The 21,623-nt window shown below is 66.0% G+C and carries 21 protein-coding genes; 4 read left to right on the forward strand and 17 right to left on the reverse strand.

Annotated features, from left to right (window positions below; all coding sequences use genetic code 11):
* Positions 1–5: 5 nt before the first annotated feature.
* The 8 genes from API01S_RS21325 to API01S_RS21360 are packed head-to-tail and all read right to left on the reverse strand — an operon-like array spanning position 6 to position 7,121.
* On the reverse strand, positions 6–509 hold the full coding sequence (locus API01S_RS21325; RefSeq protein WP_006218984.1) for a LeuD/DmdB family oxidoreductase small subunit: 504 nt from the start codon (positions 507–509) through the stop codon (positions 6–8).
* Positions 506–1,789, reverse strand: coding sequence for a 3-isopropylmalate dehydratase large subunit (locus API01S_RS21330; protein ID WP_061306077.1), 1,284 nt, complete (start codon positions 1,787–1,789; stop codon positions 506–508). Before API01S_RS21330 ends, API01S_RS21325 begins: the two co-directional genes overlap by 4 nt.
* 2 nt (positions 1,790–1,791) lie before the next feature.
* The gene (locus tag API01S_RS21335) at positions 1,792–2,502 is read right to left on the reverse strand and encodes an ABC transporter ATP-binding protein (protein WP_061306078.1); all 711 of its coding nucleotides are present in this window, start codon (positions 2,500–2,502) and stop codon (positions 1,792–1,794) included.
* Positions 2,499–3,254 (reverse strand): ABC transporter ATP-binding protein, encoded by a 756-nt coding sequence (locus API01S_RS21340; RefSeq protein WP_006218980.1) that lies wholly within the window; start codon positions 3,252–3,254, stop codon positions 2,499–2,501. Before API01S_RS21340 ends, API01S_RS21335 begins: the two co-directional genes overlap by 4 nt.
* A complete protein-coding gene (locus API01S_RS21345) occupies positions 3,247–4,215 on the reverse strand; it encodes a branched-chain amino acid ABC transporter permease (protein WP_050729069.1) in 969 nt (322 codons plus the stop codon). The genes API01S_RS21340 and API01S_RS21345 overlap by 8 nt, the downstream gene beginning before the upstream one ends.
* A 2-nt stretch (positions 4,216–4,217) precedes the next feature.
* Positions 4,218–5,090 (reverse strand): branched-chain amino acid ABC transporter permease, encoded by an 873-nt coding sequence (locus API01S_RS21350; RefSeq protein ID WP_061306079.1) that lies wholly within the window; start codon positions 5,088–5,090, stop codon positions 4,218–4,220.
* A gap of 8 nt (positions 5,091–5,098) precedes the next feature.
* Positions 5,099–6,304, reverse strand: a complete 1,206-nt coding sequence (locus API01S_RS21355; protein WP_006218977.1) for an ABC transporter substrate-binding protein — start codon at positions 6,302–6,304, stop codon at positions 5,099–5,101.
* A 19-nt stretch (positions 6,305–6,323) separates the two neighbouring features.
* Complete coding sequence (locus API01S_RS21360) at positions 6,324–7,121, reverse strand: GntR family transcriptional regulator (RefSeq protein ID WP_061306080.1); 798 nt, start codon at positions 7,119–7,121, stop codon at positions 6,324–6,326.
* A 103-nt stretch (positions 7,122–7,224) separates the two neighbouring features.
* Here API01S_RS21360 and API01S_RS21365 point away from each other — a divergent pair, with 103 nt between their 5' ends.
* The 3 genes from API01S_RS21365 to API01S_RS21375 are packed head-to-tail and all read left to right on the forward strand — an operon-like array spanning position 7,225 to position 9,545.
* Positions 7,225–7,878: a hypothetical protein gene (locus API01S_RS21365; RefSeq protein ID WP_061306081.1), complete on the forward strand. Its 654-nt coding sequence runs from the start codon at positions 7,225–7,227 to the stop codon at positions 7,876–7,878.
* The gene (locus API01S_RS21370) at positions 7,871–9,010 is read left to right on the forward strand and encodes a hypothetical protein (RefSeq protein ID WP_254598580.1); all 1,140 of its coding nucleotides are present in this window, start codon (positions 7,871–7,873) and stop codon (positions 9,008–9,010) included. Before API01S_RS21365 ends, API01S_RS21370 begins: the two co-directional genes overlap by 8 nt.
* A 58-nt stretch (positions 9,011–9,068) precedes the next feature.
* Positions 9,069–9,545, forward strand: a complete 477-nt coding sequence (locus API01S_RS21375) for a GNAT family N-acetyltransferase (RefSeq protein ID WP_061306082.1) — start codon at positions 9,069–9,071, stop codon at positions 9,543–9,545.
* Here the strand turns inward: API01S_RS21375 and API01S_RS21380 are convergent.
* The 9 genes from API01S_RS21380 to ggt form a co-directional block, all read right to left on the reverse strand.
* Positions 9,542–10,960, reverse strand: coding sequence for an MFS transporter (locus API01S_RS21380; protein ID WP_061306083.1), 1,419 nt, complete (start codon positions 10,958–10,960; stop codon positions 9,542–9,544). The genes API01S_RS21375 and API01S_RS21380 overlap by 4 nt on opposite strands.
* A 7-nt stretch (positions 10,961–10,967) precedes the next feature.
* The gene (locus tag API01S_RS21385) at positions 10,968–11,672 is read right to left on the reverse strand and encodes an SDR family oxidoreductase (RefSeq protein WP_061306084.1); all 705 of its coding nucleotides are present in this window, start codon (positions 11,670–11,672) and stop codon (positions 10,968–10,970) included.
* A gap of 111 nt (positions 11,673–11,783) precedes the next feature.
* Positions 11,784–12,383 carry a TetR/AcrR family transcriptional regulator gene (locus tag API01S_RS21390; protein ID WP_061306085.1) on the reverse strand — a complete coding sequence of 200 codons (600 nt, stop codon included), beginning with the start codon at positions 12,381–12,383 and terminating at the stop codon, positions 11,784–11,786.
* Positions 12,384–12,553: 170 nt separating this feature from the next.
* Complete coding sequence (locus tag API01S_RS21395; RefSeq protein WP_006218969.1) at positions 12,554–13,090, reverse strand: YaeQ family protein; 537 nt, start codon at positions 13,088–13,090, stop codon at positions 12,554–12,556.
* A 509-nt stretch (positions 13,091–13,599) separates the two neighbouring features.
* Positions 13,600–15,468: a dipeptide ABC transporter ATP-binding protein gene (locus API01S_RS21400; RefSeq protein WP_156487145.1), complete on the reverse strand. Its 1,869-nt coding sequence runs from the start codon at positions 15,466–15,468 to the stop codon at positions 13,600–13,602.
* Positions 15,469–15,482: 14 nt separating this feature from the next.
* Positions 15,483–16,361, reverse strand: a complete 879-nt coding sequence (nikC, locus tag API01S_RS21405) for a nickel transporter permease (RefSeq protein WP_006218967.1) — start codon at positions 16,359–16,361, stop codon at positions 15,483–15,485.
* Entirely contained in the window at positions 16,358–17,302 is a 945-nt protein-coding gene (locus API01S_RS21410) for an ABC transporter permease (RefSeq protein WP_006218966.1), read from the reverse strand. The genes nikC and API01S_RS21410 overlap by 4 nt, the downstream gene beginning before the upstream one ends.
* A gap of 137 nt (positions 17,303–17,439) precedes the next feature.
* Positions 17,440–18,954: an ABC transporter substrate-binding protein gene (locus tag API01S_RS21415; RefSeq protein ID WP_050729076.1), complete on the reverse strand. Its 1,515-nt coding sequence runs from the start codon at positions 18,952–18,954 to the stop codon at positions 17,440–17,442.
* Between the two features lie 35 nt (positions 18,955–18,989).
* Positions 18,990–20,618 (reverse strand): gamma-glutamyltransferase, encoded by a 1,629-nt coding sequence (ggt, locus tag API01S_RS21420; RefSeq protein ID WP_006218964.1) that lies wholly within the window; start codon positions 20,616–20,618, stop codon positions 18,990–18,992.
* 101 nt (positions 20,619–20,719) lie between these two features.
* Between ggt and API01S_RS21425 the strand changes: the two genes are divergently transcribed.
* Positions 20,720–21,622: a LysR family transcriptional regulator gene (locus tag API01S_RS21425; RefSeq protein ID WP_050729077.1), complete on the forward strand. Its 903-nt coding sequence runs from the start codon at positions 20,720–20,722 to the stop codon at positions 21,620–21,622.
* The last annotated feature ends 1 nt before the right edge of the window (position 21,623 follow it).

Genomic DNA, 21,623 nt, shown 5'->3' on the forward strand with positions numbered 1-21,623 from the left:
TCTTCCTAGGAGGTTTGACGCTGTTTCAGCAGATTCAGCAGTCCGCCGGCCCGCACCATGTCCATCAGGAAGGCGGGTACGGGTTCGCAGAGCAATTCGAAAGGGGCCGCGCCAGCCGCGCGGCCGATCCGCCCGGCCGCGGGGTCCAGCGTGATGCGTTCGGCTTCGGCCAGCGCGTCCGATTGTGGGCAGGTCAGCAGCAACAGGCCCACGTTGAAGGCGTTGCGAAAGTACAGGCCGTTGAACGAAGGCGCGATCACGGCGGCCACGCCCAGGCGCACCAGGGCGGCGGCGGCCTGCTCGCGCGATGAGCCGATGCCGAAGTTCGGCCCGGCCACCAGCACGTCGCCCGGCTGCACCTGGCCGGCAAATTCCGGCCGCACGCGTTGCAGGCAGTGGCGCGCAATCTCGTCGATGCCGAACTTCATGTATGCGCCCGGCGCGAGCGCATCGGTGTCGATGTCGGCCCCCACGCGCCAGACGCGGTGGGTGGCGGTGTGGTCCGTCATGCCATGAACTCCCGGGGGTCGGCGATGCGCCCCGCCACGGCCGAGGCCGCCACGGTGTAGGGCGAAGCCAGATAGACCTGCGCCGTCTCGGAGCCCATGCGGCCCTTGAAGTTGCGCGCGGTGGTCGAGATGACGCTGGCGCCGTCGGGAATGGAACCGCCATAGCCGGCGCACGCGCCGCAGGACGTCGCCAGCACCTCGGCGCCCGCCTCGCGCAGCGCCTGCATCACGCCTTCCTGCTCGGCTTGCTGCTGGTCCTGGCGGCTGGCCGGCGCCACCATCAGGCGCATGCCGGCGGCAAGGCGGCGGCCGCGCAGCACGCTGGCGGCGGCGCGCAGGTCATCGAGCTTGGCGCCCGTGCACGCGCCGATATATGCCACTTGCAAGGGCACGTCGGCGTACTGGTCCACGGCGCGCGAGTTGGCCGGACTATGGGGCGCGGCCACCTGCGGAGCCAGCGCCGCCGCGTCAAAGTCGTGCCATTCGGCCTGGGCGCCGGCATCGCTCTGCCAGCGGGCCAGATCCAGTTCCTGCGTGACGCCGGCCTCGCGCAGATACTCGGCCGTTGTGTCATCGGGCGCGATCAGGCCCACCTGCGAGCCCAGTTCGGCGCTCATGTTCGACAGCGTCATGCGTTCCTGCATGGACAACGCGCTGACGGCCTCGCCGCAGAATTGCACCGCCTGATAGCGCCCGCCATTCATGCCATGGCGGCCGATCATGTGCAGCATCATGTCCTTGGCGGTCACGCCCGCGCTCAAGCGGCCGTTCCACCGCATCATCAGCGTGGCGGGCACCTTCACCCAGATCTGGCCCGTGACCGCCACGCCCAGCATCTCGGTGCTGCCGATTCCGAACATATACGCGCCGAACGCGCCGCCCGTGGGCGAATGCGAATCGCCGCCCACGCAGAACATGCCCGGGCGGATATGGCCGTGCTGCGGCACGACCACGTGGCAGATACCGACCGAGTCGTACACGTTGGGCAGTTGCTGCTGGGCCGCCCAATCGCGCGCGATGCGCACGATGCGGCGCGATTCGTCGTCGGATTCCGGCACATAGTGGTCGATGACCAGCACGATCCGCGACGGGTCCCAGAGCGTTGCGCCCAGCTCTTGCAGCATGGGTTGCAGACGCCGGGGGCCGCTGGAATCGTGGAACATGGCCAGGTCCACCGTACAGGTGACGATTTCCCCTTCGTCGACAAAGGCCCGGCCACAGGCGGCGGCGATCAGCTTCTGGGCCAGGGTCTGCGGGCGAGGCGTTTGAGCATCAGGCATCGCTACATCCCCAGATAGGCGCGGCGCACGTCGTCGCTGGCCATCAGTTCGCGGCACGATCCGCTATAGCGCATCGCCCCGTTTTCCAATACATAGGCGCGCTGCCCGGTTTCCAGCGACTGGCCCACGTTCTGCTCGACCAGCAGAATCGCCAGCCCGTCGGCGTGCAGGCGCTGGATCAGGCCGAACAATTCCTCGACCATCAAGGGCGACAGGCCCAGCGACGGCTCGTCCAGGATCAACAGCCTGGGCTCGGCCATCAGGCCCCGGCCGATCGCCAGCATCTGCTGCTCGCCGCCCGACATCGTGCCGGCCAGCTGCGTCAGCCGTTCGCGCAGGCGCGGGAAGGTGTCCAGCACCTTGTCCAGATTGGCCGCGCGATGCTCGCGCGCCCGGGTGAACGAGCCCAGTTCCAGGTTTTCGCGCACGCTCAGATTGGGGAAGATGCGGCGGCCTTCGGGCACCTGGATCAGCCCAGCCTTGACCACCTCGCGGTAATGGCGGCCCGTCAGGTCGTGGCCGTCGAAGCGCACCGATCCGCCCCAGGGCCGGAACAGTCCGCTGACCGTGTTGTTCAGCGTGGATTTGCCCGCGCCGTTGCTGCCCAGCAGCACCACGATCTCGCCCTCGCCCACCGTCAGGTCCACGCCACGCAGCACCTCCATGCGCCCGTAACCCGCCTTCAAGTTGCTCACTTCCAGCAGCGCGCTCATGCCGGCGCTCCTTGCGCGGCCAGGCGCGCCGCCGCGCCATGTCCCAAATAGGCTTCCACCACCGTCGGGTCGCGCGTGACTTCGCCCGGCGTGCCCGCCGCGATCAGGCGGCCTTGCGCCAGCACCCATACGTGTTCGGCCAGACTCATCACCGCGCGCATGACGTGTTCGATCATCAGGACGGTCACGCCGTCGTCCACCAGCTTCTTCACGACCGGAATCATCTCGTCGATCTCACTTGGGTTCAGGCCCGCCAGCACCTCGTCCAGCAGCAAGAGGCGCGGACGCGTGGCCAGCGCGCGCGCCAGTTCCAGGCGCTTGCGTCCCGCCACGGTCAGATCGGCGGCCGGACGGTCCAGCGCCGCGTGCAGGTTGACGCGCGCGGCGACGGCTTCGGCCTCGGCCAGCGCGGCGCGCCGGTCACGCAAGCGCAGATGCGCCCCCACGGCGATGTTCTGCCGCACCGTCTGCGCGCCGAAAGGCTGCACGATCTGGAAGGTGCGGGTCAGGCCCAGCCGCGCGGATTCGTGCGGCGCGCGGCCGGTGATGTCGTGCCCATCAAAGTGCACCGAACCGGCGCCGGGTTTCAAAAAGCCGGACAGCAAGGCGAACAGCGTGGTCTTGCCCGCGCCGTTCGGTCCCACCAGCGCGGTGAGCGAGCCGCGCGGCACGGCCAGGTTCACGTCCTGGACCGCCTTGAGTCCACCGAACGAAATCGACAGGTTGCGAGCTTGCAGCAGGATCTCAGACACGGGCGCGCTCCTTGCCGAACAGGCGGCCCAGCGATTGGCCGCTGCCGCTGATGCCGCGCGGCAGGAACATCACGATCAGGATCAGCACCACGCCATAGATCACCATGCTGATGCCGGGCAGTTCGCCGAACAGGTTGCGGGTCAGGTCCGCCAGCCCGTGCAGCGCGACCGCGCCCAGCACCGGCCCCCACAAGGTGCCCATGCCGCCCACGATCGCGCCTACCAGCGCCTCGACCGACACGGCGGACCCGAAGGCGATGCCCGGGTCGATGTACTGGAACACCTGCACATAGAACGCGCCGGCCGCGCTCATGAACGCCGCCGACAGCGCGATGCCGCCCAGTTTGACGCGCAGCGGATTCACGCCGATGGCGCGCGCGGCGTCTTCGTTGTCGCGCACCGCTTGCAGATACGCGCCAAAGCGCGAATGGCGCAGCCAGGCGGTGGCTGCAAGCGCCAGCACCACGAAGGCCAGCAGCAGATAGATATAGCCACGGCGCGAGCCGAACTGCATATTGGCCGCGCCCTCTTGCAGCGGCACCATCAGCCCCACTCCGCCCCCGGTGAACGAGGCCGACAGCGCCAGGATGCGGAACACCTCGGCAAAGGCCAGCGTCACCAGCGCAAAGTACGAACCCTTCAGGCCGTAGCGGAACGTCAGGCCGCCCACGCCCAGGCCGGTGGCCGCGCCCAGCGCGATGGCCATTGGCAGCACCAGCCACGGATTGATGCCGAAGTTCAGTTGGCCCAGCGCCTGGGCGTAGGCCCCGACGCCGAAGAACAAGGCGTGGCCGAACGAGAGCTGGCCGCCATAGCCGCCCAGGATGTTCCAGGCCTGCGACAGCAGCGCCGCGTACAGCGACATCATCACGAAGGTCAACAGCACGCCCGATTGGGCAACCGTGGCCAAGGCGGCCAGCGCCACCCCGAATAGCGCGATTGCGCAAAGATCCCGATTCATGCTCACCCCCTCGCCCCGAACAGCCCCTGCGGGCGAAACAGCAGCACCGCGATGAAGATCGCGAAAATGCCCATCTGACCCAACGAATCGCCCAGGAACAGGCCACCGATGGACTCCACCACGCCGATCAGCAAGCCGCCCACCAGCGCGCCCACGAAGCTGCCCATGCCGCCCAGCACCACGATGGTGAAGGCCACCAGCACGAAGCCGCTGCCCACCTGCGGGTTGACGTAATAGGCGGGCAGCAAGAAGCAGGCGGCCGCGCCCAGGCAGGCCATGCCGATGCCGAAGGACAGCGCATAGACCTTTTCCACGTCGATGCCCATCAGCTTGGCGCCCTGCTTTTCGCGCGCCACGGCGCGGATCGCGCGGCCCAGGTCGGTACTGCGGATGATCCAGAACAGCACCGCCGCCACCGCCAGCGCGCCACAGAACGCGATGACCTTGGGCAGCGCGATCATGGCCGGGCCGATTTCCACGGTGGACAGCGTGTAGGCCGTATCGATGCTGCGCGTGTCCGACTTGAACCACACCAGCGCCAGATTCTCCAGCACGATGGCCAGGCCCAGCGTCACCAGCAGAATGTTCTCGTCCTTGCCGTGGCTGGCGCGGTTGATGACGAAGCGCTGGAGCGCATAGCCCAGCGCGAACATGCCCGCCACCACCAGGGGCAGCGCCGCATACGGGTCGATGCCCAGCCGTTCTTTGAGCAGATAGACGGCGTACAGCGCCACCATGAGCGCCGCGCCGTGGGCGAAGTTGATGATGTGCAGCACCCCGTAGATCAGGGTCAGCCCCAGGGCGATCAGCGCGTACACCGCGCCGGTCGTCAGGCCGTTGAGCACCGAGGAAAAGAGGATGGCCAGGTCAAGCATGCTTGTGTTCAGCCCTTCAACGGGAAGATGGCGTCGGCCTGGCGGTATTCGGCCGGGATGATCACCTTGATGTCGCCGCCGATCACCTGCGTCAGCAGCGGCTGCGCGCCCGTGTTCTGGCCATTGACGAACTTGGTCGGGCCATAGGGCATGAGGTTGTCCTGGAAGGTGCTGGCGGCCAGCGCCTCGGTGATGGCGGCGCGGTCGGCGGACTTGGCGCGTTCGATGGCGTCGGCCAGCAGTTGCACCGCCACGTAGGTCATGAACACTTCGTAGCTGAAGTACGCGCCCTTTTCCTCGACGCGCGCCTTCAAGGGCGCAACGCGCGGATCCTTCGGGTTGAACCAGTGGTTGCAATCGATGATGCCGTTCGCGATGTCCGGAAATTCCTTCAGGAACTTGTAGCTGGACGCCGCCCCGCCCAGCACCGAATAGATGGCCTTGGGCTGCACCTTCTGCTGCTTCATGGCGCGCAGCAGCAGCGCGTATTCGTTGTAGTAGTTGGCCGGGATGACGATGTCCGGATTCACCGAGCGCATGCGCAGCACGATGTTGTTGAAGTCGCGCGTCGGGTTCGGGTGCTTGACCACTTCCTTGACCTCGAAGCCATGCTCGGGCAACGACTTGGACAGCAGCGCCGCCGTGCCCGTGCCGAACAGCGAGTCTTCGTGCACGATCATCACGGTCTTGGCCGGCTTGCCGGCGGCCTCGTTCAGCGCGACCAGGTCGGTGATGGCGCGTTCGCTACAGGCGCGGTAGCCGGGCCCGAAGCGGAACGTGTTCTTCAGGCCGCGCTCGACGATCTGGTCGGCCACGCCCACGTCCACGACGTGCGGCAGGTTGTACTTGGCGGCGGTCTGCGTGGTGGCCAGGCAGATGGCCGACGCGTAAGCGCCCACGATGGCGGACACCCCGGCCTCGTTCATCTTTTCCACTTCGGCCGACCCGGCTTCGGGACGCGACTGCGCATCGCCCAGCACGGCCGACAAGGGCGCGCCACCCAGCGACTTGATGCCGCCTGCCTTGTTGATGTCTTCGATGGCCAGCAACGCGCCCAGGCGGCATTGCTGCCCCGAATAGGCCAGCGCGCCCGTCACCGGGTGCAGCACGCCGATCTTCACGGGCGTGGCGCCTTGGGCGCGCGCCACCCACGGGGCGCAGGCAAGGGCCGCGACGGCGGCGGATTGGTTGAGAAAAGTGCGGCGCGAATTCATGGGAGATCTCCGAAGGGGTTCAATGAAATTGGGCCGACAGCTCTTCGCTGACCCAGACCTTGGCGTCGATGCTGCCGACGCGCGACAGCTGCAATTGGTATTGATAACGGTCGGGCCGGTACAGGCCCTGCAACAACTGGACGGGGCGGTCGTTGACGTCGCGCACGACGCGGGTGACGGCCAAGAGCGCCGAGCCCACCGACACGTCCAGATGCCGCGCCACCTGCGCATCGGCCAGGCGCGCGGATATCGTCTGCGTAGCGCCGCCGAACTCGACCCCGGCCGCTTCCAGCAGCATCAGCAAAGGTTCGCGCTCCAGGTCTGCGCGTGTGAAATCGGCCACGGCCTGCGGCACGTAGGTGGTGATGTGGGAAAGCGGACCGGCGTCGGTGCTGCGCACGCGCAGGCTCTTGTGCACGGGCGTGCCCGGGGCAATGCCCAGCGACTCGGCCACGGCGGGCGACGCGGACACCAGCGTGCTGTCCAGCACCTGCACCGAGGTGCGCAGGCCCATGTTGACGATGTTCTCAAGCAGGCCGGTCAGGTGCGCCTTCTGCGACGCGTTGGCGGCCGGCTTGGCGTGGGCATCGGGTTTCGCATGCTGCGGCCACGTGCCCAGGCCCGGACGCCGCGAGACGAGCCCGTCGGCCACCAGCATCTCCATCGCCTTGCGGATGGTGATGCGCGCCACGTCGAACTGGTCGGCCAGCGCGTGCTCGCCCGGCACGCCGTCCTGATCGAACCGCCCCTCTTGCAGTTGCTCGCGCAACACAAGATAGATCTGGTGGTACTTCGGCAGAGGTAGTGAGGTTCCCATGCCGGGAACTCTAGGGGTGTCCTAATGTACGGTCAATGGAACAAATGGCTCTGCGGGTTGTTCCATCGGGAAAACACTGACCGGGCGGTATCATCCTTTCCCTATGCGCACCCACCCGTCCCCCACCGCCCCCACGTCCAGCAGCTGGCTTTGGCGCTTCGGCCTGTTCGCCATGGCCGCGTTGATCGCGCTCTACGCCAGCGCCGTGCGGGCCGAGCCATTCGACCGCCAGCTTGAGAACCAGCGCTATCAGCAATGGCTGCAAGCCTTTCGGCAAGACCTGCAAGCGTTGCGGCAGTCCCCCGATGCGGCCAATGCCGACATCGACAAGCTGTTCGCCAAGACGCTGGTGCCGGGTTCGCGCGCAACGCAGCTGGTCCGGTCGCTGGCCAAGGCGCCGGGCGGAAGCACGCATGGCGAAATCCACTTCGTGGGCATCCAGCGCGTGTTCATGGCCGCGTTGTCGCAATCGGTGGTGGCGGGCGATGGCGGCGTGTATCCCGACACCCACGACACCTACAAGTCGCAGGCTTTGCGCGTGCGCTACATGCATGTGGACGGCGGCGGGCGGCTGGAGCGCTACTTCAACAACCCGGAAATCTTCAACCCCTACCGGCTGCCGGACCCGGGCGTGTACGAGCGCGACGCCTACCCCTTCCTGTTGTTTGAAGACGGCCCTGGCGGCCTGCGCCTGGGCGGCGTGTCCAAGGAATTCTGGGACCTGGTGAAGTTCATGGACTCGCTGCAATATGCATAAGCCGCCGCGCGTCCTGATGGGGCTATGCGCCGCCGCACCGCTTCTGCTTGCACCGCAGGCCCACGCCGCCTGCGGCCCGGCCGAGACCGACTTCTCGGTGGTGTCGCCGCTGCCCGCCGTGCCGATCACCGTCGCGCTGGACGAAGACCGCGTGCTGCTGGGCAAACGCGGGGAACGCGTGCCGACCGATTCCAAGCTGGCGCGGATCGACGACAGCGGCGACCTGCTGCCGCGCACCTGGGCCGACAAGGTCGATTGGTCCGCCTACCGCGCCGCAGACAACGCCGCCCCCGCCGCGCCGACCCGGCTGTACTTCGACGCGGACGGACGCTTGTGCCGCGTGGAAAGCTATCGCCCGATACGCGGCCAGGCTGTGCTGGATGGCGGCTACACGCTGGCCTACGACACGGCCGGCAATCTGACGGCATACACCCAATACAGCCTGGCCAGCGCCTCCAGCGCGCAAGCCTACTCCGCCAATCGCCGCGCCTGCCTGCAACGCGACGCCCAAGGCCAGCTGCACACCTTCATCGACGACGGCTGCGGCGAAACCAACAACGTCGGCGCGCGCCGCCACTACGTGCGCGACGCGTCCGGCCGCTTGCTGCGCGTGATCGACCTGGTATCGCCCGGACAGCCCGTTGCGGTCCAGAGCATCGACGCGCAAGGCAAACCGGGGCCGCGTTATGTACGCCGAAGCCCCAGCTACTTCGCGCCGAACGTCGGCACCGCGCTGACCGCGTATCCCGCCCCGCCGCACGAACAGCGCGACCGCCTCTTTCCCCTGCAACGGGAAAGGCTGGCCGCGCTGCCTGTCGAAGTCCACGAAAACCCCTGGCGCGTCGTCAGGATCAAAGACGATCTGCCCCAGGACGCCGACTACGACATGACGTCCTGGGACCCCGACACGCAGATCGTGCTGGCCGAAGGCGCACAAAGCACGCCCAACGGCGCGGTCCTGAGCCCGGCGCAACAGCAAGCGGTGTGGCAGGCCATGGCCGAGCACCCATGGCGCGTCTATTTCTATCCGGACCCGGCAAGCCGCGCGATGCTGCTGCCCGCCATGGCGCCAGAGACATGGCAAGCATGCAGCGACCCGGCCAACACCGCCCCGAACGCCTGCGCGGACTGAGCGCCCCCAGGCCGCCGCCGTCCGGTGGCCTGGAACCGGGACCATCAAGGGAAGAAATATGACCCTATCGTTGCACCGCTTTGCCGACATCCCGACAGAGGATTGGACCGGCTTGCTGAACCACCCCGACGTGGTTCGCCACATGCCGCTTGACGGCGGCAATTGGACGCCGTGCGCCGTGGCCGAGTGGGCCAGGGCCAAGGATGCGCAGTGGCTGACGAACGGCTATGGCCCCTGGGCAATCCGGATCGATGGCAGGTTCGCGGGCTGGGGCGGTTTTCAAAAAGAAGGGAACGAAGCCGACCTGGCGCTGGTTCTGCTGCCGCAGTTCTGGGGGCATGGGGCGTCGATCTTTCGCCACGTCATGTCGCGGCGCGACGAGCTCGGCATCGGGCCGGTCAGCATCCTGCTGCCGCCCAGCCGGACACGCTCCCGGGGCCTTGAGCGGCTGGGCTTCCAATTCGCGGGCGACGTCGACTACGACGGCCAGCGTTTCATGAAGTTCCAGTTCCTGGACGCAGGCCGCAACGTTTAGCTGGCGGCCTGCAACCCCTTGCCCGGCCGCGTATCCACGGCCAGGCACAGCAGCGCCGTCAACAAGGCCAGCCCGACGTGGCCCATGTACAAGGGCGAGAAATCCGCATGACGGACCGCCCCCTGCCCCAGCATCAGCACCGTGATCGCCACGCCCATCACTCCGCCGATCTGGCGCGTCGCCTGATTGACCGCGCTGCCCACCGCATAGTGCTGCGCCGGCAAGCGACTGACCGCCGCGCCCGACAGCGACGGCATCACCATCCCCACGCCGATGCCGCTCAACAGCAGGCCCGGCAACCACTGCGTCAGGTAGGCGGGCTGTTCGCCCGGCACCAGCAGAAACCACAAGCCGCTGGCCGCATAGACCAGGGACCCCGCCACCAGGAACGGCCGGTGACCCAGGCGCGCCGCCAGCCGGCCCGTGATGATCGCCGTTGGCATGACCAGCAAGGGCCCCGGCGTCACCGCCAGCCCCGCACGCGGCAGGCTGTAATGCCACACGCCCGTCATGTAGAAAAAGAAGGCGAAGAACATCATGGCAAACGCAATACCGAAACTCAGCGTCGCCAGGTTCACGTAGCGATAGGTGCGATGCTTGAACAGCGCCAGGTCCACCAGCGGATGCGGCGTGGACCGCGCCCAGGCCACGAACGCCCCCATCGACACCACGCCCACCGCCGCCACCACCAGCAGTTCCGTGCGGCTCCAGGCGGGTGATTCGGACTGCACCGTCGCCAGCGCCAGCGCGCCCACGGCCACCATCAACAGCGCCATGCCCACGCCGTCCACGCGCCGCCGTGCTTCGGGCTTGACCGACTCGCGCAGCAGGCCCGCGCCGTACCAGAGCGACACCGCCCCCAAGGGCAGGTTGATGTAGAACGCCCACGGCCACCCCGCCGAGTCCACCACGAACGCCCCCAGGCTGGGGCCGACGGCGGCGGCCAGACCGCCCACCGCGCCCCACAGGCTGACCGCCACCGCGCGCTTGGACGTGGGAAACGCCGCCAGCACAATCGACAGCGACGCCGGCGTCAGCAAGGCCGCGCCCACCGCCTGCAACACGCGCGCGGCGATCAACCACTGCACGCTGCCCGCCAGCCCGCACGCGGCTGACGCCGCCAGAAACAGAACCACCCCCATCATGAACATGCGCTTGCGCCCATGCGTGTCGGCCAACCCGCCCGACGGAATCAGCATGGCCGCGAAGACCACCGTGTAGGCGTTGAGCACCCACGACATATCGGCCGCCGACGCCTCGGGAAAGCCCGCGCGCAACGCGCCGAACGCCGCGTACAACATGGTGCCGTCCAGCGACACCAGGAACACGGCAATGCTGGCCACCCAGAAAGTGGGCCAGGGCGAGGCGGCCGCCGGCTCGGCGGGCGTGATGGGGCGAGGAACCGTCGCGTGCATGATGGTCTTAGCCCCGCGCCTGCATGTACACCGCCGGCTCGGCGGCCAGGCCCTGCTTGACCTGACGGGTCAAGGCATCCGCCAGCACTTCCTCGGCGCCCGCCTCCAGGCCATCGAAGGCCTGGGCCACGATGGACTGCGGCGTCGACTTCGGCGCTTCCAACCCGCGGGTCAGATCGGTATCCACAAAGCCCATGTGCAAGCCCAGCACCTGCGTCCCCTGCGCGCGCAGATCCAGCCGCAGCCCGTTCGTCATCGCCCAGGCGGCCGACTTGCTCATCGCATACACGCCCAGCGGCGCGCTGTTGATCCAGCTGCCCACCGACAACACGTTCAGCAACGCGCCGCCCCCATTGGCGGCCAGCACCGGCGCAAACGCCTGCGCCACGCGCAACGAGCCGAACAGGTTCGTCTCCAGATGGCGCTGCGCAGACTCGATGCTGTCCGCCTCCAGAAAGCCGCCCAACTGCGCGATGCCCGCATTGTTGATCACCAGCGTCACGTCCGACGCGTGCGCAGCCGCCGCCTCTACGTCCGCCGCACGGGTCACGTCCAGCTTGATCGGCTCCACGCCCGCCAACGTCACCGTCGACGGATCGCGCGCTCCGGCATAGACCTTGCGCGCCCCACGCGCCAGCGCTTCGCGCGCAAACGCCAAACCCAGGCCGCGATTAGCCCCCGTAATCAACACCACCGCATTCTTCAAATCCATGATCCAGTCCTTGCTAAAGCATTGAGACAACTGACAAACAAAATATGATGATCATCATATTCATGTCCGGTAAAAAGGCCGCGCAATGCGGCCCGGTGAAATCGGTAAACCTCAGTGAGACGACGCGGCGCCCTCGCGGTCATACTGGTCCAGGATCGCCTGACGAGCGCTGGCCAGCACGGCCCGGCCCTCATCGTTGTCCCCCAGCGCACGCGCCAACTGCAACGCGCCCACCATCATGCTGGTGACGCTGACCGCCGCATGCTCGCCCGCATCGGCCGGCAAGACCCCGCCCACCGCATTCACCAGCCGCTGCACGCGCTGAACCGACACATCCCGCACCTCGGCCGACTGACGCGGCATCTCGGACGCCAGCGCCGCCACCGGGCACCCGCCCTCGCAGCCGCCCAGATGCACGTCGCCCAGATACGCCTCCACCCACGCCCGCAACGCGCTGGCCCCCGCCGCCTGACGCTTCGACACGCTCTGCATCATCCGCTGCGCGCCATCCTGCCCCGCGCGCTCCATCGCCGCCGCCAGCAACGCATCACGCGACGGAAAATGCGCATAAAACCCGCCGTGCGTCAGCCCCGCTTCCTTCATCACATCGGCGACACCCACCCCCGCATACCCTTCGCGACGAATCGCGCGCGCGGCGGCGTCAACGATCCGTTCGTGGGACAGCGCTTTGCGGTTGGACGAGCCAGGCATGATGGAAACTTGAAAATATGATGATCGTCATATTAATCCCGCAAAAATCCGCCGCGCAAGAAAAATCGACGCGAATGTGTAACGCGAAAAATAAGAAAATCGGGGAACGACCCAGCAGGAAGCTGGCAAGCGGCCATCAAGAAAAAGCCGCCCGGCCTCAGTTCAATGGCTTAACGCCAGACCTCGGGCTCAACGCTGACCTCGCCCTTGTCAGCCGAAAAATAAACGATGCCGTCCGAAATGTTCGCATTCAGCTGCATCGTCCGCTCGGCCAGCTTGGCCAACGCGCGGCTCTGATCCGAAGGCAGATTGATGACCTTCAAATTGCGCGTGCGCTCCAGCTTATTGCGCACCCCGTCCCACCAGATCTTGCTGGCCGACCCGCCATAGCAATAAACGATCACCTCATCCGCCCGCCCGCAGGCGCGCAGGATGCGACGTTCTTCCGGCTGACCCACCTCAATCCAGAGCTTGACCGCCCCCGTCAGATCCTTGACCCACAAATCGGGTTCATCGGTATCGCTCAAGCCCTTGGTAAAGCTCAGTTCTTCCTGCGCATGCAACGCAAACGCCACCAGCCGCACCATCATGCGTTCATCCGTCTCGGAGGGGTGGCGCGCAACCGTCAGGGAATGGCTGCCGTAGTAATGGCGGTCCGTGTCGGCGACGTTGAGTTCGGCCTTGTAGATAGTGGCGCGCAGGGCCATGGCGAAAAATCCGTTGTAAATAATGCAGATTGCACGAAGCCCGCCATGATACCGCCTAGACAAATCGAGGTGACCAACCCATCACCAAAGCACACAAGGCAAAGCAAGGCAAAAGAAAAAGCGATGCGAAGCGAGCCCCGCGACGCAAGATGCCCAAACGCCAAAAAAGGCCGCCGGCGCGGCCGGCTTTGGCGACCCCGCCCCCTCTTCCAGCGTCAACTGCCATGACAAAAAAACGCCAAGCACCCCACCCTCCCCAGCGCCTTCCAGCGGCAGCTACCGGAGCGTTCGGCTTCGGGGCGAGGGGGTGCGAGGCGAGTCGATGCGCCCGAGGGAATCCGAAGGCAGCCGCCGCAGGCGGCCACGAGGATGACGACGGGGCAGTCCGGAGCGAAGGCTCCGGACCGCAATCGTTGAGCCAAGCGCCCCCTCGCCCCGAAGCCGAACGCGCCTAAAGAACCAGCACCCGAGCCCAGAAAACAAACCCAGCCTCTAGCCCAAGCACCGCTTCAATAAACCCCCACCGAATGTCGAGCCACAAAATGCCCCTCCCCCACCTGCACCAACGGCTCCACCAACGGATCATCCCCCAGCTTCCTCATCGGACTGGGAATCTCATCCACCAGCAAAGACCGCTCACGATGCCGCCGCTGCGGATCCGCAATCGGCACCGCCGCCATCAGCTTCTTCGTATAGGGATGCTGCGGATTCTCAAAGATCGCCCGACGCGGCCCGATCTCGACAATCTGCCCCAGATACATCACCGCCACCCGATGGCTGACCCGCTCAACCACCGCCATATCGTGCGAAATGAACAGGAACGACACCCCAAGCTCACGCTGCAAATCCAATAGCAGATTCACAATCTGCGCCTGAATCGACACATCCAGCGCCGACACCGACTCATCTGCAATCACCACCTTCGGATTCAACGCCAGCGCCCGCGCAATGCAGATACGCTGCCGCTGCCCACCCGAAAACTCATGCGGATAGCGATCGATCATCTCGGGCAGCAACCCGCACTTATCCATCAGCCACCGCACGCGTTCCTCGGCCGCCTTGCCGCGCGCCACGTTATGGATCAGCAGCGGCTCCATGATCGAATACCCCACCGTCATCCGCGGATCCAGCGACGCAAACGGATCCTGGAAGATGAACTGGATGTGCTGCCGCAACGTCTGCATCGCCGCGCCACGCAGCGCCCCGATGTTCTTGCCGTCGAACTCGATCGTGCCCGCCTTGCTCTTGACCAACTGCAACAGCGAGCGCCCCGTCGTCGTCTTGCCGCAACCCGACTCGCCCACCAGCGACAGCGTCTCGCCCGGATACAGGTCAAAGCTGACCTTCTCCACCGCATGCACCCGCTTCTGCACCCGGCCCAGAATCCCGCCCGTGATGTCGAAACTGGTCGTCAGGTCGCGCACCTTCAGCACCGGACCATTCTCGCGCCGCACCGTCGAAGGCGCCGCCACCGGCGCATCCACCAGCGCAGCCGGGTTCGTCACGTGCGCCGCTTCCTCGACCTTGAGCAGCGGGAACGGCGCCGGCTCATCCGTGCCGTGCATCGCGCCCAGGCGCGGCACCGCCGACAGCAGCGCACGCGTATAGGCATGCTGCGGACTCGCAAAGATCTCGTCCGAGCCGCCCTCTTCCACCTTATCGCCGCGATACATCACCAGCACACGGTCGGCCACCTCGGCCACCACGCCCATATCGTGCGTGATGAAAATCACCCCCATGTCCATCTCTTCCTGCAACTGACGGATCAGTTGCAGGATCTGGGCCTGGATCGTGACGTCAAGCGCCGTCGTCGGTTCATCGGCGATCAGCAGCTGCGGCTTGCACGACAGCGCCATCGCGATCATCACCCGCTGACGCATGCCGCCCGACAACTGGTGCGGATAGCGGTCAAGAATGGCGCGCGCCTCGGGAATCCGCACGCGCTCCAGCATGCGCAAGGTTTCCGCGCGCGCAGCCGCCGCGTCCAGCCCCTGATGCAGTTGCAAGGCTTCCGCGATCTGATTGCCCGCCGTGAAGCTCGGGTTCAGCGAGGTCATCGGCTCCTGGAAAATCATCGCCACGTCCGCGCCGCGCACGCGTTGCAGCGTCGTGTCCGGCGCATTCGCCAGGTCCAGCACCTCGCCGTTGCGGCGACGCAGGAACATATCGCCGCCCACGATCTTGCCGCCGCCGTATTCCACCAGCCGCATCAGCGCCAGCGACGTCACCGACTTGCCGGAACCGGATTCGCCCACGATGGCCAGCGTTTCGCCGCGATCGACGTGGAACGACACATTGTTCACGGCTTGCACCGTGCGTTCGGGCGTCTTGAAGCGCACGCTCAGGCCGTTGACCTCTACGACGCGTTTAGGATCCATTGTTGCCATATCGATTACTTTTCCTGACGCGGATCGAGCGCGTCGCGCAGGCCGTCGCCCAGCAGATTGAAGCCCAGCACCACCAGGAAAATGGCCGATCCGGGGAAGATCGACATCCAGGGCGCCTGGGTCATGAAGTTCTTGGCCGTGTTCAGCATCGAGCCCCACGACGGCGTCGGCGGTTGCAGGCCCAGCCCCAGGAACGACAGGCTGGCCTCGGCGATGATGGCCGTGGCGATGGTGATGGTGGCCTGCACGATCAGCGGCGGCATCACGTTGGGAAACACGTGCCGGCCGATGATGCGCAGGTCCGACGCGCCCAGCGCGCGCGCGCTTTGCACATAGTCTTCGTTCTTGACCGCCAGCACCTGCCCGCGCGTCAGCCGCACGAACTTGGGCGCGGCCGATACGCCGATGGCGATCATCGCGTTGGTCAGGCTGGGCCCCAGGAAGGCGGCCAGCGCAATCGCCAGGATCAGGAACGGAATGGCCAGCAGCGCCTCGGTGGCGCGCGAGATGATGCTGTCCGTCCAGCCGCCGAAGTAGCCGGCGGCCAGGCCGAACGGCACGCCGACCACCAGGGCGATCAGCACCGACACCAGGCCCGCCATCAAGGACGCGCGGGCGCCATAGACCATGCGGCTGAAAATGTCGCGGCCCAGCTCATCCGTGCCCAGCCAGTAGGACGCCGACGGCGCCTTGCGGATGGTGGTGAAGCTGGTTTGCAAGGGGTCGTGGTTGGCGATGAAAGGCGCCAGCACGGCCAACAGCACGAAGAACGCGACGATGACCAGGCCCAGCATCGCGATATGGTTGCGTTTGAATTTTCCCCAGGCGCGGTTGCGGCTGCGGGGCGGCGTGACGGCAGCGGCCGTTGCAGGAAGTGCGCTCATGAGTGCCTCAGGCGGGGGTTGACCAGGATGTACAGAATGTCGGCCAGCAGGTTCATCAGGATGAAGCCCACCGCCACGCAGAGCACCACGCCCTGCACCACCGCGTAATCGCGCGTGAACACCGCGTCCACCACCAGCTTGCCGAAACCGGGAATCGTGAAGACCTGCTCGGTCAGCACCGCGCCGGCAAGGAGTTCGCCGAACAGCAGCGTCACCAGCGTCACGATGGGCATCAGCGCATTGCGCAGCGCATGGCGCAACACCACTTTGCGCGGCGACACGCCCTTGGCGCGCGCGGTGCGCACGTAATCGGCGGACAGCGCTTCCAGCATCGACGAACGCGTATGCCGCATCAGGTAGGCGGCGATTGCCGTGGACAACACCAGCGCGGGCATCAGCATGGTCTTGATCGACAACCAGAAGTCTTCGGCGGGCGACACGTAGCCGGAGGCCGGCAGCAGCTTCCACTGCACCGACACCACCATGATGAGGATGATCCCCAACCAGAAGTTGGGGATGGACATGCCTGACAGCGCCGCGATGTTGGCGCCCATTTCAATGGGTTTGCCCTTGCGCACGGCGGCGATGATTCCCATCGGGATACCCACCAGCAGCGCGAAGAACATGGCCATGGCGGCCAGTTGCAACGTGACGGGGAGCTTTTGCGCGATCAGCGTCGTGACGGGCACGTCGGTGCGCAGGGACTTGCCCAGGTCGCCTTGCAGCACCTGCCCGGCCCATGCCGCGTACTGCATCGGCAGCGGGTCGTTCAGGCGGTATTTGTCGCGCAGATAATCCAGGACGGCCGGGTCGCGTTCTTCGCCGGCCAGCGTCAGCACCGGGTCGCCCGGCAGGATTTTCTGCAGCATGAAGACGATCATCGACACCAGTATCAGTGTCGGTATCGCGACGATCACGCGGCGCAAGATTAGTTTAAGCATGTGGGGAAAACCGTGTAACAGGAACGGCGGACGGCGTCAGGCCAACAGCACCTGGCGCGCGTCCGCCGCAAAAAGCCAAAGGACGCGTCGCCGCGTCCAACGCGCGCGGCGGCCCCGGGGGCTGCCGCGCCTCGTCATTACTTTTGCGCAAACGTCACACCCTTCAGGCGGATCATGCCATCGGGGTACGGCGTGAAGCCCTTGACCTTCTTGCCCATCGCGAACGGCCACGGCTGGTAGTAGTTGTACACGCCGGGCAGCTCGTCCTGGATGATGGTCATGGCCTGCTCGTAGATGGCCTTGCGGCGCGTCTCGTCAGGCACGGTGCGCGCTTCGTTCAGCAGCTTGTCCACTTCCGGGTTGCAGTAGTGGCCATCGTTCAGCGCGCCCTTGCACGTCACGAACGCGTAGATGTTGCCGTCCGGATCGACGCGGCCCGACCAGCCCAGCATGACGATCTGGAAGTTGCCGCCCGACGCTTCCTTTTGCAGCGCGGCATATTCCGTGGGACGCAGGGACAGGTCAAAGCCCGCCTCGGACGCCATCGCCTGCACGATCTCGGCGATCGAGGACGTGGTCGTGTTGTTGCCGAACACCAGCTCGGCCTTCACGCGTTCCATGCCGGCCTGCTTGAGCAAGGCCTTGGACTTGGCCACGTCGCGCTGGGTGACGGGGAATTTGTCGCTGTGATAGGGGCTTGCGGGCGGGAACGGCTGCTGCGCCGGTTCGAAGATGCCGCCGCCTGCCACCTCGTTGATGGCGTTGCGGTCGATGGCGTACTGGAACGCCTGGCGCACCAGCTTGTTCTTGAACGGGTTGTCTTCGGCGCGCTTGCCGTTGCCCACGTTGAACATGAATTGCTGGAAGCCCAGGCCGGCCACCGGCGCGAAGGTCAGGCTGGCGTCGTTCTTGACCTGCGGCGCGTCCGACGGGTTCAGGCGTTCCAGCATGTCCAGGTCGCCTGCGCGCAGGTTCGACAAACGCACCGTCGTGTCGGGAATCGGCAGGAAGGTGACGCGCTTGAACGCGTAGTCCTTGGCGCCGTAGTACTGGTCGAATTTTTCCAGCACGATGCGGTCGTTCTGGATCCGTTCGACGAACTTGTACGGGCCCGAGCACACGGGCTTGCGGCCCACGGCGGCGACGTCGGCGTCGCTGAAGGTCTTGGGCGACAGCATCATGCCGGCGCGGTCGGACAACTGAGCCAGCAAGGTCGCGTCCGGCTTCTTCAAGGTCAGCACCAGCGTGGTCGCGTCCGGCGCGTCCACTTTTTCAACCGAACCCAGCTCGCCCTTGCGCAGGCTGTCGGGCAAGGTCATGGCGCGTTCCAGGTTGGCCTTGGCGGCGGCGGCGTCGAACTTCGTGCCGTCATGGAACAGGGCGTCGTCGCGCAGTTTGAACGTCAGCACCTTGTTGTCGTCGCTGAATGACCACGAGGTGGCCAGTTGCGGCACGAAATGCAGCTTGGGATCGATGTCCACCAGCTTGTCGCACAGCGACGTGAACACGATGCGGCCCACGTAGGTGCGGGCGCGGTGCGGGTCCAGCACGTCCGGATCTTCCTGCAGGCCGATGCGGATGTTCTGGGCGCACGCGGCGCCGGCGGCCAGCGCCAGCACGCTGGCGCCGAAGGTCAAGGTCAAGCGTTTCATTGTGGTGTTTCCCCTTGTAGCTTGCGAGCTTTACGTTAGAAGCCGACTGCCTGGCCGTCGCGGCGGCTGTCGCTGGCGGCAACGTAACCCAGTTCGTTGTCGCTTTCCGACATGCGCCAGATGAATTGGCCGGCGCCGAAGTCCATGTACGGATCGTCAACGGACTTCAAAGCATGCCCGAGGTCTTTCAGGCCCGCAATGGTGGAAGCCTTCATGTTGGTCTCGATGTCCAGCGTGAAGTCGCGGTTGACCTTCCAGCGCGGCGCGCAGCAGGCGGCCTGCGGGTTCTGGTGATAGTCGATCATGCGCACGACGGTCTGCATGTGGCCTTGGGGCTGCATGTCGCCGCCCATCACGCCAAAGCTCATGACCGGCTTGCCGCCGCGCGTCAGGAAACCCGGAATGATGGTGTGGAACGGGCGCTTGCCGCCTTCGACCACGTTGGCCGACTTGGGATCCATCGAGAAGCCCACGCCACGGTTCTGCATGCTGATGCCGGTGCCCGGCACGACCACGCCCGATCCGAAGCCCATGTAGTTGGACTGGATGAACGAAATCATCATGCCGTTTTCGTCGGCGGCGGTCAGGTAGATGGTGCCGCCGGCGTGCGGGCGGCCAGCCTCGAAGTGCGTGGCCTGATCCAGGCGGATCAGCTTGGCGCGGCTGTCCAGGTAGGCGTCCGACAGCATCTGCTCCGGCGTGACCTGCATGGCGCGCGGGTCGGCCACGTACTTGTACAGGTCGGCAAACGCCAGCTTCATGGCTTCGATCTGGATGTGCTGCGACTGCGCCGAATCCACGGGGATGTCGGACATATCGAAACGCTCGACGATGCCCAGCGCGATCAGCGCGGCAATGCCCTGCCCGTTCGGCGGAATCTCGTGCAGCTCGTAGCCACGGTACGACTTGGAGATGGGCTTGACCCACTCCGGGCGATAGTTGCGCAGGTCTTCCAGCGTCATCGCGCCGCCGCATTCCTTGCTGAACGCGGCGATGCGCTCGGCCAGTTCGCCTTCATAGAAGTCGCGGCCCTTCGATTCGGCAATGCGGCGCAGCGTGTTGGCGGCATCGGGAAAGCGGAAGTGTTCGCCGACCTTGGGCGCGTGGCCCTCGGGCATGAAAGCGGCGGCATAGCCCGGCTGCGACTTCAGTTCGTCGGCGGCCGCGGCCCACTTGTGCGCCACGACCGGCGGCACGGCATAGCCGCGCTCGGCGATTTCGATGGCCGGTTCGAACAATTGTTCAAACGGCAGCTTGCCCAGCTTTTCGTGCAACGCGGCCCAGCCGGCCACCACGCCCGGCACCGTCACGGCGTCCCAGCCGCGCTTGGGCTGAATGGCCAGGCCATCGGGGCCCGTGCCGTATTTGGCCTTGAAATAGGCGGTGTTCCAGGCGGCCGGCGCCACGCCGGACGAATTCAGGCCGTGCAGTTCCTTGCCGTCCCAGACGATGGCGAAGCAGTCGCCGCCCAGGCCGCAGGACACCGGCTCGACCAGCACGATCGTGGCGGCGGCGGCAATCGCCGCGTCAACGGCGTTGCCGCCCTTGAGCAGCATGCGCAGGCCCGCCTGGGCCGCCAGCGGATGCGACGTGGACACCACGTTGCGCGCAAACAGCGGGATGCGTACGGAAGGATACGGGTTGACCCAGTCAAAGGTTTTCATCGGCTTGTCTCTAAACGGTCTGAACGGTTAAGCAGGCGAAGGTACTCTCGTGATCTAATTAAATCAATTTGATTTTTTGTTCCGTCATAAAAGAATTTTTTATGAGTACGATCCGGTTTTTACGCACTTTCCTGGCGGTCGCGCACCATGGCTCTTTTTCCGAAGCGGCCGAGCAGGTGGCGTTGACGCAGGCCGCCGTCAGTTTCCAGATGCGGGCGCTGGAAGCGGAGCTGGGCCGGGAACTGTTCGACCGCAGCGGCCGACTTGCCATTCTTAACGCAGCTGGCCGCGAATTGCTACCTGAAATCAAGCATCTGCTGGATTTATACGACCGGATGCGGCTGCCCAGCACGGCGCCGGGCGAGCTGGCCGGCGCGGTTTCCGTGGGCAGCATCGTGTCGTGCATGGGCACGCTGTCCAAGGTCGTGTCGGGGCTGAAGAAGGCCCATCCCAAGCTGGACGTGCGCATCCTGTCGGGCAAGGCCAGCGAACTGGCGGGCAAGGTCGAAGACGGGGAACTGGACGCGGCCTTCCTGGTGGAAGCCGGGCGCAAGATGGCCAGCACGCGCTGGACCCCGCTATATGAAGAACAACTGGTGGTGATTGCGCCGGCCTCGGCGGCCGGTCAGGACGCCCGCCAGGTGCTGGCCAGCAACCCCTTCCTGCGGTTTGACCGCACCCAGCGCACCGGTTTGCAGATCGACCGGCTGCTGCGCCGCCTGGGTGTGCCGCTGACTGAATTCCTGGAGCTGAACGCCATCGAAACGCTGGTGGAGCTGGTGCGCCAGGAAGTGGGCGTCACCCTGTTGCCGCTGATCAACGGATCGAACTGGCAGCACAGTCCCGAACTGCGGATCCTGACGCTGCCGCAAGACCTGGGCCCGCTTTCGCGGGCCATCGGCATGCTGGAACGGCGTGAACATGCGCGCCAGGGCATCACGGCGGCGATCTGCGAGGCGTGCGCCACGGCCTTCCGGGCGCGCGAGGCGCAGACCGCCGCCTGAG

This window comes from Achromobacter piechaudii NBRC 102461, from assembly GCF_001571245.1.
Taxonomy (GTDB): domain Bacteria; phylum Pseudomonadota; class Gammaproteobacteria; order Burkholderiales; family Burkholderiaceae_B; genus Achromobacter; species Achromobacter piechaudii.